An 11,875-nucleotide genomic window follows, 5' to 3' on the forward strand; every position below is an offset into this window, starting at 1 on the left:
GCGCCTTCGTGCGTTCGGCCCGGGCGCGGCGGCCGCTCCTAGCACTCGCAGATCATCAGCACATTGCCGTCCGGGTCCTTGAAGTTGAACCACTGCCCGTCCCGGATCTCCGCGACCTCGGCCCCGGTGTCCTGCAGGTGCAGGTGGGCGGCCTCGATATCTGCCGTGTTGAGATGGAACGCGGGGACGCGGAAGACCGCGTCCGCGGAGTAGATCTTGCTGTCCAGGACCAGGCCCGCACCGTCCATCGGCAGTACATAAAGATGGTCGAAGAGGATTTCTCCGTCGGCCGGGACTCCGAGCAGGCCGCAATACCAGTCCCGGGCCTTGGCAATGTCGCTGACCGGGACGAAAACCGTTCCAATCTGGCGGGCGATGGGGTTCTTCAACGGTTCCTCCTGGTGAATGGACGGCCTGCTCCGGCACGGGAAAACTCCAAGAAATATACAGCGCCGGGTGTCAGTTGGCTCGTAACCGGCGCCCGTCAGATGTCCCGCAGGCTGCCGCCGTCGAGCGCGAGGACACGGTGGGCGCTGGCCCGGGCGTAAGCGAGGTCGTGCGTGACCAGGACGACGCCGGCGCCCCGCGCCGCTGCGGCGGCGACCGTGTGCTGCAGCCGTTCGAGCCCCTGCCGATCCAGTCCCACGGTGGGCTCATCCAGCGCGATGACGGCCGGCCTGCGGGCCAGGACCGTGGCCAGGGCAAGCAACCGCTGGCTGGAAGACGGCAGCTCGGCCGGGTGGGTCTGCGCGGCGCCGGAGAGCCCGACGGCGGCCAGTGCCTCCTGCGCCCGGCCGGCCGCCTCCGCACCGGCAAGCCGGCGCAGCCCGAAGCCGACCTCCCGCAGCGCCGTCCGTTCGAAAAGCTGGTCGCGCGGCTGCTGGAACAACATCCCGACCGAGGCGGCGATGCGGCCCGTCGGGATCCGGTCGATGCCTCGACCTTCGACGCGTACCTCGCCGGCCTGCGGCCGCAGCAGGCCGTTGAAGTGGCGCAGCAGCGTGGACTTGCCGGTGCCGTTGGGGCCGGTGATAGCGACAAGCTCCCCCGGGCGCACGGTCAGGTCCAGGTCGCGCAGCAGGGCCGCGCGGGGCACGTTCCCTGCCGGTCCCCTCGCGGATCCCCCCGCGCGCGTCTTGCCTGGCCCGTAGCCGAAGCCGATGCCTCGCAGTTCAAGGACCGGGGTCGACGCGGCGGCCCAGGTCAGGTTTTTCGGCATCCCGGCGTCCAGGCTCTCCGCCACGACGCCTGCGTCGCGGAGCGCGGCCCCGTTCCCCAGCTCGGCCGGCCGGCCTTCCGCCGTTACCGTGCCGCCGTTCAGGACGATCCAGTGCCCGGCGCTGCGGGCGAGTGCGTCGGCCGTCTGGCTCAGGAGCACCACAGCGGTGCCGGCTTCGAGCAGCCGGTTCACCAGGGTGCGGAGCCGGCTGGCACCGTCGGCGTCGAGGGAGGCGAGTGGTTCGTCCAGCACCAGCACTTGCGGGTCGGCGATGACCGCGCACGCGACTGCCAGCCGGCGCAGCTCGCCGCCGGAGAGCTCTGCCGGGTCCCGCTCCAGCAGCCCGGACAGGCCGGTTTGTTCGGCGATTCGGGCCACCTGCCGGATCATCTCGGGGCGGGGCACACCCCGATTTTCCAGGCCGAAGGCCAGTTCATCCGCCACCGTAGAGCGCACCGAGGACAGCATGGCGGCGGCGTCCTGCGGCACGTATCCCACCCGGCCGGACCAGGCAGCGGGGTTGATCCGGGGGTCGCCGCTGCCGCCGTGGAATTCGAGGCGGTCCGCGCCCAGCGCCAGACTGCCGCGCAGGACACCGGAATGGCCGCCCCGAAGCCAGCCGGCGAGGAGCTTGCCGAGGGTGGTCTTGCCACTGCCGGAACCACCCAGCACGGCGGTCAGGGTTCCCGGCAGGACGGAGAGCTGCACATCCCGCAGCGCATCGCCCGCATCCCCGTGGAAGCTGAAGCTCCTGATCCGGGCAGCGGCCGCGGGCAGCGCCCCGGTGGCGGGCTGCCCGGGCTGGGCGCGTCCGTCCCCGTTCACGAGTGCACCGCCGCGGGCCATGCCGTGATGAGCCGCAGGACCACGGCGGCGGCGGCCAGCAGGAGCGCTGCGGCCCGGACGATGCGTTGCGCAGGAGGGTCCTGCAGTTGCCGGTAGCTGGTCCGTGGTCCGGTGGTGCCGAAACCCCGCGCGTCCAGGGCCTGTGCCCGGAGCCCGGCATCCTCCACCAGGCCCAAGACCAGCGGCACCGCCTGCAGCCTGGCCGCCGCCAGCCGGGACAGCAGCCCGCGCCCGACCACCAGCCCGCGCGCTTCCTGGGCCTGACGGATCTTCTCCACCCTTTCGGCCATCGCAGGGACCAGCGTGAGCGTGGACGCGAGCACGAAGCTGAACTGCGGAGGGATGCGCCGCGCGGCGAGGGCGGTCAGCAGATCCGGGACGCTGACGGTGAAGGAAAACAACAGCAGCAGCAGGACGCACGCGGCTGTCCGCGAGGCCAGCTCCAGGGCGAAGCTGAGTCCTTCGGCGGTGACCCGGGCCGGCCCCCACTGCGCCAGCACGGTGTGCCCCTCCGGGAAGAACAAGCCGTGCAGCACCAGCAGGGACAGGAACAACGGTGCGAGGATGACCCCGGCAGCCAGCAGCACCCGCACTGCGACGCCCGCGCGTGCGGCAAGCAGCACGGCGGCCACGGCCACGGCGACGGACAGCGGCCAGCTGCCGGCCGCCGTCGTAATGACCGCGGCACAGCACGCCGCGGTCAGGGCTGTGAGCGGGTGCAGGCGCATGGCCTAGGCTGCGGGATCCGCCGGGACCTTACCCGCGAGTACCCGGAAGCGGCGGACGAAGGCGAACTGGAACGTCGTGCGCCGCGGCAGGGCGTAGGCCAGCAGCGCGGCGATCGTGAAGACAATTGCCTTGTCCATCGGGTCGGAGATGAGTGCCTGCTTGGTGATCGCTGCCAGCAGGGTGTCGCCCATGGCACGGAACGCGCTGACGATGGCGCCGGTGCCCAGGCCCGCGGTTCCGCCGTAGACAAAGGCTGCGATCGGGGCGGAGACGACGCCGGCCAGGATGCCGGTAAGGAAGCCGGCCACGGGCGCGAGATAGAAGCGGCGGAACAGTCCCCCGCGGGCGGCCAGCCCGGCGAGGAACCCGATCAGGGCCGCGCCGGCGGCGAAGGGCAGCACGGTGGGGTTGAAGAAGGACCAGACAATGCTGCCGAGCACTCCGGTGGCGGCACCGGCGGCCGGCCCGGCGAGGACGGCGATCAGGACCGTGCCGATCGCGTCCAGGTAGAACGGCAGTCCGGTGCTGCCCATCAGCTGGCCGAGGACCACGTTCAGCACAATCGCCACCGGCATCAGGACCAGGGTGGAGGTGGGCAGGACGGGCAGCACGGCGACGAGCAGCAGCACCGCGCCGAGCAGGAAGCCGCCGAGGGCAACCAGGGCGGAGAAGCTTGCCGGTCCGTTGGCGATCTCGACCGGCTGGGTGAGGACGAGGAAGACGTAGGTGGCGGCGATGGCAGCGGCGCCTGCGATTTCGAGCAGCCGGCGGCGGCCGGGTGCCGTGCCGGCTCCGGTGCGGGAGCCTGCGTCGGGGAGGGTCAGGGGCTGCGGTGACATGGGAAAAGTCCTTCGGCTGGGGTTTGCAACAACCGCCTCATGTCACCTCGGCGCAGCTACCATCTTAGCGATCGGCCGGCCCTCCCGGGAACACCGGCGCCGCGGGCCCGGCCGGCGCCCGCGGCTACGGTGCGCCCAGGGAGCGTGCCAGCGCGCCCACGGAGGCAATCAGCTCGTCGAAGCACTGGCCGGGGTCGTTGCCGCTGACGATCCTGGCGTTCGGCGGCAGCCCCCACAGGCCGCGGAAGTCGGCCACCGTTGTGCCGGCCAGCAGCGGGGACTCCGTCTCGACGTCGACCGTCGCCAGCCGCGTGCTGAAGGGCGTGCGTCCGACGGCGGCGCAGGCGGCGAACGCGTCGTGCATGTGGGCGACGTAGCCCTGGTCATAGAGCCGGTGGAACTCCATGTAGAAGCGGATCGCGTCCGACAAGCACGCAACCAGCGGGCTGCTGGAGCCGCTGCGCAGTCCTTCGGGCTGCTCCGGAAGCACCAGCTCGGGTTCGGCAGCCCCCGCGGCCTCGCCGAGCCGGCGTAGGTGCTCCGGCAGCATCTCGATCCGCTCCGTGGTCTCCAGCGCGCAGACGACCGGCAGCTTGTCCTCGGGCATCCCGCGGTAGGCCGCGTAGACCTCCTTGGCGGCGTGCGGGTCCACCGCGGTGTTCCATTCCGCCGTCGGCGTCGTGTTGCCCTGGTAGTAGAAGCTGCCGCCCATGATCACCAGGCCTTTGAGCAGCCGCGGCAGTTCCGGTTCGCGGCGCAGGGCCAGGGCGAAATTGGTCAGCGGTCCGGTGATCAGGCCGGTGATCTCCCCCGGATGCGCTCTGGCCTCCTCCACCCAGACGTCCACGGCGTGGCGCTGTGAGATCGGCTGGGCGGGGGCAGGCAGCTCGGCGTAGCCGATCCCCTGCGGCCCGTGGGTCTCTTCGGTGGTGACCAGCGGGATTTCCAGCGGGACCTCGGCGCCGACGGCGACTTCGATCCCTTCCCGCCCGCACAGCTCCAGCAGGGACAGGCTGTTCAGCGCCACCTGGCGCGCCCCGACGTTGCCGGCGGTGCAGGTGATGGCCTGCAGCCGGACCTCGGGCCGGGACAGCAGGTACACGATGGCGAGGGCGTCGTCGATCCCGGTATCGACGTCCATCAGGACCAGGTGGTCGGCGTCCAGGGCGCCGGGTATTTCCGGGCTCAGAAGAGTGCGACCTTCGGCGTGCGCGGGAAGATCTCATCGAGTTCTGCCAGCTCGGCGGCGTCCGGGACCCAGGCGACCGCGGCGGCGTTCTGCCGGACCTGTTCGGGCCGGGTCGCACCGGCGATCACGCTGCTGACGGAGGGTTGGGCGGCGAGCCAGGAGAACGCAACCTGGATCTCGTTGAGCCCCCGCTCGGCGGCGAAGGCGGAGAAGGCACCCAGCTGTTTCCAGTCGGCGTCGTGGACGAGGTTGGTGCGGGTGTGGCTCAGGCGCGACCCCTCCGGCGCCTTACCTTGCGAGTACTTGCCGGTCAGCAGGCCGTTGGCCAGCGGGAAGTACGGGAGCACGCCCAGGCCGTAGGCCTCGGCGGCCGGGGTGACCTCCAGCTCGGCGCGGCGGTCCAGCAGGTTGTAGTGGTTCTGGCTGGAGATGAAGCGGGCTCCGCCGCGGGCGCGGGCCACGAATTCGGCCTCCGCGATCTGCCAGCCGGCCCGGTTGGAGTGGCCGATGTAGCGGACCTTGCCGCTGGTCACGAGCTCGTCCAGGGCGGCGAGGGTCTCGTCGATGGGTGTCAGCGGGTCCGGCGTGTGGAACTGGTAGAGGTCGATCCAGTCCGTTCCGAGCCGGCGCAGCGAGGCCTCGGCTGCCTTGATGATGTAGCGCCGGGAGCCGCGGGCGTCGAAGTCGTTGCCGTTGGTCCCGCGCATGTCCATGCCGAACTTGGTGCCGATCACGGCGTCGGCGCGGCGCGAACCGAGGGCCTTGCCCAGCATGGTTTCGCTGAGCCCGGGCTCCCGGCCGTAGGCGTCGGCGACGTCGAAGAACGTGACGCCGGCGTCCAGGGCCGCATGCACGACGGCGTCGGTCCCCTCCTGCGACTCGGTGGCGGTGTTGGCCCGGCCCAGGTTGTTGCAGCCAAGTCCCACGACGGAGACGGTTAGTCCGGAATTTCCTACGCGGCGGTATTCAGTCATGGGAATCAGCCTATAACGGCCGCGGCGGGCTCCCGGGCAGGCTCCCGGACGCTGCTACCCCGCGGGAAGCTCCAGCCCTTGCTCGTCCATGGCGTCCTGTAGTTGCGCAAGGGTGCGCGGGCAGACTCCCGGCATCCCTGCCAGCCGGCGCCGGCCCAGCAGCACCAGGTGCTCGAGGGTTTCCACCCCCGCATGGGCCAGGGACCTGCGGGCCGGCGCCGCCAGCCCGGCGGGAAGTGGAGTGCTGCCTGGTCGAGGGGATTTCCGCGTCATTGCGTTTCCTTCCAATCGCTTGCCCCCAAACTGATGTGAGCCGTGGCCGGCTCCGTACCGGTGGATATCCAGGCGTGGTGCCTAGAGCGCGAAGCTGTTGGCCGGTTTGGCCGAGTGCTTGAGCTTGAAGTCAGTGCTGCCGAACGGGGCGGCGCCGATGCTCAGCTTGGTGAAGTCCAGGTCTTCGCCCCGGATGCAGACCTTGATAGCGTTGACGGTCTTGTTGACGTCCGGGGTGAGGCAGAAGATGTTGAGCTTGGCGTCGGAGAACTCGGACCGGTCCACGACGCCGAGGCCGCGCCAGGCGAGGTGGCTGATCAGGGCGTCCTTGGCTTTTTCCTCGAGGTAGCGGTCGCGGCTGGTGCCGTCCTTGGTCTTGAGCGCGTACTGCGCCACCACCCAGAACTGCTCCTCCTCCGGGATCTCCGCGTAGCCGTCCTCGGCGCACTGCGCCGCGAAGGCCTCCATGAGCCCCTCGCCCGCGGCGGCGTCGGCAGCCGCCGTCTCCTCGGTCTTGCTCTGGTGCCCGACGACGCCGTGGTTCATCACGAACTCGTGGTACTCCTCGTCAATCCACGCTTCCCTGAAGTGCAGGACTCCCTCTTCGTCGCGCTTGTAGACCCGGATAATGCCGCTCATGGCTGTCCCTTCGTAAACCGTCCGCGGTCAGTGCCGTCGAAGGGTGATTGCTGTGCCTTGACGGCTTGGTAAGGCTGGTCCGACGCCGGATTCCTCACAGGATCGGCAGGCTGCCGGTGCTGGGGTGCGCCTGGCCGGGCAGCGGCCGTGCGAACGGCACCTTGGTCCCGAGGACCTGCGCGACGACGTCGTGGGTGATCTGCTGGGCGGTCAGGCCGACCCGCTCCAGCACCTGGCTGCGGCTCCCGTGGTCCAGGAACTCCACCGGGAGGCCCACCTCGTTGAGGGCCGTGTCCACGCCGGCGGCCCTCATTTCCTGGCGGATCCGGGAGCCGACGCCGCCGGCCCGGACGCCGTCCTCGATGCAGATCACGAGGCGGTGGTGCGAGGCGAGGGCGATGACCGACTGGGGCACGGGAAGGACCCAGCGCGGGTCCACCACGGTGGAGCTGATGCCCTGGGCGCCGAGCCGGTTCGAGACGTCCAGCGCGAGTTCGGACATGGCGCCGACGCTGACAATCAGTACGTCGTTGTCGCTGGATCCGGCCGGGCGGCGGGCCAGCACGTCGACGCCGTCGCTGAGCCGTTCGAGGGCTTCGACTTCCGCGCCGACGGTGCCCTTGGAGTAGCGGATGACGGTGGGCGCGTCTTCGACGGCCACGGCCTCGCGCAGTTCCTCGCGCAGCCGGGAGGCGTCACGCGGCGCGGCGAGGTGCAGGCCGGGGACGATCTGGACCATCGCCATGTCCCACATGCCGTGGTGGCTGGCACCGTCGGGGCCGGTGACGCCGGCCCGGTCCAGCACCACCGTGACGCCGGCCTTGTGCAGGGCGACATCCATCAGCAGCTGGTCGAAGGCGCGGTTGAGGAAGGTCGCGTAGACGGCCACCACGGGGTGAAGCCCGCCGAAGGCCATGCCGGCGGCGGAGGTGAGGGCGTGCTGTTCGGCGATGCCGACGTCGAACACCCGCTCCGGGTGGCGGGCGGCGAACTTGTGCAGCCCAACCGGGATCAGCATGGCGCCGGTGATGCCGACGATGTCCTTGCGTTCGTCGGCGATGTCGGCGATCTCGTCGGCGAAGACGGAGGTCCAGGACTTGGCGCCGCCGGCCTCGGTTGGCTCACCGGTTTCCGGGTCGATGATGCCGACGGCGTGGAACTGGTCCGCCTCGTGCGCGCGGGCCGGGGCGTAGCCGTGGCCCTTTTCGGTCATGGCGTGGACGATCACGGGGCCGGCATAGTTCTTGGCCGTGGACAGCGCGTTCTCCATGGCTTGGAGGTTGTGACCGTCCACCGGGCCGATGTACTTCATGCCGAGGTCCTCGAACATGCCCTGCGGCGCCCACCAGTCCTTGATGCCCTTCTTCATGGCATGCAGGCTCTTGTAGGTGAACTGGCCCGCCGGGCCGCCGCTCTGCAGCCGCTTCTTCCACCAGTCCAGGGCGCCCTCGTAGGCGGGGGCGGCACGGAGGGAATCGATGGTGGGGCGCAGCGAGGCGAGGTAGTCGGCGACGCCGCCGACGGTCGGGGCGTAGGAGCGGCCGTTGTCGTTCACCACGATCACGACGCGGCGCTTCTTGTCCGCAGCGATGTTGTTGATCGCTTCCCAGGCCATGCCGCCGGTCAGGGCGCCGTCACCGACGACGGCGATCACGTAGCGGTCGCCGTCGCCGGTCAGCTGACGGGCGCGGGAGATGCCGTCGGCCCAGGACAGCGAGGAGGACGCGTGCGAGCTTTCGACGATGTCGTGCTCGGATTCTGCCCGGTCCGGGTAGCCGGACAGGCCGCCCTGCTGGCGGAGCGTGCTGAAGTCCTGGCGCCCGGTGAGGAGCTTGTGCACGTAGGACTGGTGGCCGGTGTCGAAGACGATGCTGTCGCGGGGGGAATCGAAGATCCGGTGCACCGCGATGGTGAGTTCAACGACGCCAAGGTTCGGCCCGAGGTGGCCTCCCGTCTGGGAGACGTTGCCGATCAGGAATTCCCTGACCTCGGCGGCCAGCTGGTCCAGCTGCGCTTGGGACAACTTGCTCAGGTCCTGCGGACTCCGGATGGTCTCCAAAATTCCCAACGGCCCCTCCTCCGGGTAGTAGACATGCCTTTTAACTCTAACGCCTCGGAACCGGGCCGGGTGCCGGTGGTCCCGGGAACGCGAAAGCCCCGGTCCGTCAGGGACGGGCCGGGGCTTTCGGGTGGTGTTGCCTGGCTGCCGCTAGCTAGCGGAGATCTGGCGCAGCACGTACTGCAGGATGCCGCCGTTGCGGTAGTAGTCGGCTTCACCCGGGGTATCGATGCGCAGGACCGCATCGAAGGAGGTGGTGGAGCCGTCTTCGGCCGTCGCGGTGACCGTAAGGGTCTTCGGCGTGGTGCCTTCGTTGAGCGCGGTGACGCCGGAGACCGCGAAGGTCTCCGTGCCGGTCAGGCCCAGGCTGGCGGCGTTCTGGCCGGCCGGGTACTGCAGCGGCAGGACGCCCATGCCGATCAGGTTCGAGCGGTGGATGCGCTCGTAGCTCTCGGCGATGACAGCCTTGACGCCCAGCAGTGCGGTGCCCTTGGCGGCCCAGTCTCGGGACGAGCCGGAGCCGTATTCCTTGCCGGCCAGGACGACCAGCGGGGTGCCGGCGGCCTGGTAGTTCTGCGCGGCGTCGTAGACGTAGGCCTGCGGGGCGTCGGCCTGCGTGAAGTCGCGCGTGAAGCCGCCCTCGACGCCGTCGAGGAGCTGGTTCTTGATCCGGATGTTGGCGAAGGTGCCGCGGATCATGACTTCGTGGTTGCCACGGCGTGAGCCGTAGGAGTTGAAGTCCTTGCGCTCCACGCCGTTGGCCAGCAGGTACTGGCCGGCCGGGGTGTCCGACTTGAAGGAACCGGCCGGGGAGATGTGGTCCGTGGTGACCGAGTCGCCGAGCTTGAGCAGCACGCGCGCTCCGGTGATGTCCTGGACCGGCTCCGGCTTGGCCTTCATGCCCTCGAAGTACGGGGGCTTCCGGACGTAGGTGGACTTCTCATCCCAGGCGAAGGTGTCGCCGGCCGGGGTGTCGAGTGCCTTCCAGCGGTCGTCGCCGTCGAAGACGCCCTCGTAGCCGCGGGCGAACATGCCCTTGTCGATCGAGGAGTCGATGACCTGCTGGACCTCGACCGGGTTCGGCCAGATGTCCTTCAGGAAGATGTCGTTGCCGGCTTCGTCCTGGCCCAGCGCGTCGTTCTCGAAGTCGAAGTCCATGGTGCCGGCCAGGGCGTACGCGATGACCAGCGGCGGGGAGGCCAGGTAGTTCATCTTGACGTCCGGGTTGATCCGGCCTTCGAAGTTGCGGTTACCGGAGAGGACTGCGGTGACGGAAAGGTCGTTGGCCTGGATGGCCTCCGAGATTTCGGCGTCGAGCGGACCGGAGTTACCGATGCAGGTCGCGCAGCCGTAGCCGACGATGTAGAAGCCCAGCTTCTCCAGGTACGGGGTCAGGCCCGACTTGTTGTAGTAGTCGGTGACGACCTTGGACCCGGGGGCCACGGAGGTCTTGACCCAGGGCTTCGAGGTGAGGCCCTTGTCCACGGCGTTGCGGGCCAGCAGGGCGGCGGCCAGCATCACGGACGGGTTGGACGTGTTGGTGCAGGAGGTGATCGAGGCGATCGACACCGCACCGTGGTCCAGCTCGAACTCGCGGCCGTCGGCGGTCTTGACGGCCACGGTCTTGGACGGGCGGCCGTTGGACTTCGGACCGTGCGCGTGCGGCGCCTGGTCCGTGAGGTGGGTCGCCGAGGCGGTGAACGACGGCGAGTCGGAAGCCGGGAAGCTTTCGTCGATCGCTTCGTCCAGGCTGCCGTCTGCGAGCTCTTCCTTCACGTAGTTGCGCAGGTCCTCGCGGAACTGTGCCTTGGACTCGGTGAGGATGATGCGGTCCTGCGGGCGCTTCGGGCCGGAGATCGACGGGACAACCGTCGACAGGTCCAGCTCAAGGTACTCGGAGAACTTGATCTCGCGGGAGGGCTCGTGCCAGAGGCCCTGTTCCTTCGCGTAGGACTCCACGAGGGCCACGTTCTCGTCCGAGCGGCCGGTGAGGCGCAGGTAGTCGAGCGTGACGTCGTCGATCGGGAACATTGCGGCGGTGGAGCCGAACTCGGGGCTCATGTTGCCGATGGTGGCGCGGTTGGCCAGCGGCACAGCCGCGACGCCTTCGCCGTAGAACTCCACGAACTTGCCGACCACGCCGTGCTGGCGCAGCTGCTCGGTGATGGTGAGCACGACGTCGGTGGCGGTGGCGCCGGCCGGGATGGACCCGGTCAGCTTGAAGCCGACGACGCGGGGAATCAGCATGGAGACGGGCTGGCCGAGCATGGCAGCCTCGGCCTCGATGCCGCCGACGCCCCAGCCGAGCACGCCCAGGCCGTTGACCATGGTGGTGTGCGAGTCGGTGCCGACGCAGGTGTCCGGGTAGGCACGGACGACGCCGTCGATTTCGCGGGTCATGACGGTGCGGGCCAGGTATTCGATGTTGACCTGGTGCACGATGCCGGTTCCCGGCGGGACGACCTTGAAGTCGTCGAACGCGGTCTGGCCCCAACGCAGGAACTGGTACCGCTCACCGTTGCGCTGGTACTCGATCTCCATATTGCGCTCCAGCGCGCCGGAGTTGCCGAAGGCGTCGATCTGGACGGAGTGGTCGATGACCATTTCCGCCGGCGCCAGCGGGTTGACCCGCTTGGGGTCGCCGCCGAGTTCCTTCACGGCCTCGCGCATGGTGGCGAGGTCGACAACGCAGGGCACGCCAGTGAAGTCCTGCATGATCACGCGCGCCGGCGTGAACTGGATTTCAGTGTCGGGCTCGGCGTTGGGGTCCCAACCGGCCAGTGCTCGGACGTGATCGGCCGTGATGTTGGCGCCGTCCTCGGTCCTCAACAGGTTTTCAAGCAATACCTTGAGGCTGAACGGAAGGTTTTCTGCACCTTCAACGGAGTTCAACCGGAAAATTTCGTATTCGGTACCGGCTACATTAAGTTTGCCTTTTGAACCGAAGCTGTCCACAATGCTCATCGCAGGACTCCTCTCGCAACAGTTTCATCTTTGTCGCGCCGCAGACCCCTTGCTAGTTAGGGCAGCCTAACTAGGACATGTGTAGTGAAACTCATTTCAGGGACTGCAGTGCGCGAGGTCGGACTACTTCGCCCATCCTAGTGG

The 11,875-nt window shown here is 69.1% G+C and carries 10 protein-coding genes; all 10 read right to left on the reverse strand.

Going from position 1 to position 11,875, the window contains the following annotated elements; genetic code table 11:
• Positions 1–38: 38 nt before the first annotated feature.
• The 10 genes from AC1DGE_RS10310 to AC1DGE_RS10355 all read right to left on the reverse strand — a co-directional run bounded on the left by AC1DGE_RS10310 (position 39) and on the right by AC1DGE_RS10355 (position 11,731).
• Positions 39–389: a VOC family protein gene (locus tag AC1DGE_RS10310; protein WP_476917415.1), complete on the reverse strand. Its 351-nt coding sequence runs from the start codon at positions 387–389 to the stop codon at positions 39–41.
• Between the two features lie 95 nt (positions 390–484).
• Entirely contained in the window at positions 485–2,065 is a 1,581-nt protein-coding gene (locus tag AC1DGE_RS10315) for an ABC transporter ATP-binding protein (RefSeq protein WP_476917416.1), read from the reverse strand.
• Positions 2,041–2,793 (reverse strand): energy-coupling factor transporter transmembrane component T, encoded by a 753-nt coding sequence (locus AC1DGE_RS10320; protein WP_441418815.1) that lies wholly within the window; start codon positions 2,791–2,793, stop codon positions 2,041–2,043. The genes AC1DGE_RS10315 and AC1DGE_RS10320 overlap by 25 nt, the downstream gene beginning before the upstream one ends.
• A gap of 3 nt (positions 2,794–2,796) precedes the next feature.
• Entirely contained in the window at positions 2,797–3,633 is an 837-nt protein-coding gene (locus AC1DGE_RS10325) for an ECF transporter S component (protein ID WP_441418816.1), read from the reverse strand.
• A gap of 124 nt (positions 3,634–3,757) precedes the next feature.
• Entirely contained in the window at positions 3,758–4,774 is a 1,017-nt protein-coding gene (locus AC1DGE_RS10330; protein ID WP_476917417.1) for a nucleoside hydrolase, read from the reverse strand.
• A gap of 44 nt (positions 4,775–4,818) precedes the next feature.
• Positions 4,819–5,796 carry an aldo/keto reductase gene (locus AC1DGE_RS10335; protein ID WP_476917418.1) on the reverse strand — a complete coding sequence of 326 codons (978 nt, stop codon included), beginning with the start codon at positions 5,794–5,796 and terminating at the stop codon, positions 4,819–4,821.
• 54 nt (positions 5,797–5,850) lie between these two features.
• Positions 5,851–6,069 carry a helix-hairpin-helix domain-containing protein gene (locus tag AC1DGE_RS10340; RefSeq protein WP_441418819.1) on the reverse strand — a complete coding sequence of 73 codons (219 nt, stop codon included), beginning with the start codon at positions 6,067–6,069 and terminating at the stop codon, positions 5,851–5,853.
• Between the two features lie 81 nt (positions 6,070–6,150).
• A complete protein-coding gene (locus AC1DGE_RS10345) occupies positions 6,151–6,708 on the reverse strand; it encodes a hypothetical protein (RefSeq protein ID WP_441418820.1) in 558 nt (185 codons plus the stop codon).
• A gap of 94 nt (positions 6,709–6,802) precedes the next feature.
• Positions 6,803–8,776 carry a 1-deoxy-D-xylulose-5-phosphate synthase gene (gene dxs, locus AC1DGE_RS10350; RefSeq protein WP_476892719.1) on the reverse strand — a complete coding sequence of 658 codons (1,974 nt, stop codon included), beginning with the start codon at positions 8,774–8,776 and terminating at the stop codon, positions 6,803–6,805.
• A 141-nt stretch (positions 8,777–8,917) separates the two neighbouring features.
• A complete protein-coding gene (locus tag AC1DGE_RS10355; RefSeq protein ID WP_476917419.1) occupies positions 8,918–11,731 on the reverse strand; it encodes an aconitate hydratase in 2,814 nt (937 codons plus the stop codon).
• Between the last annotated feature and the right edge of the window lie 144 nt (positions 11,732–11,875).

This window comes from Arthrobacter sp. 05N425, assembly GCF_056397125.1.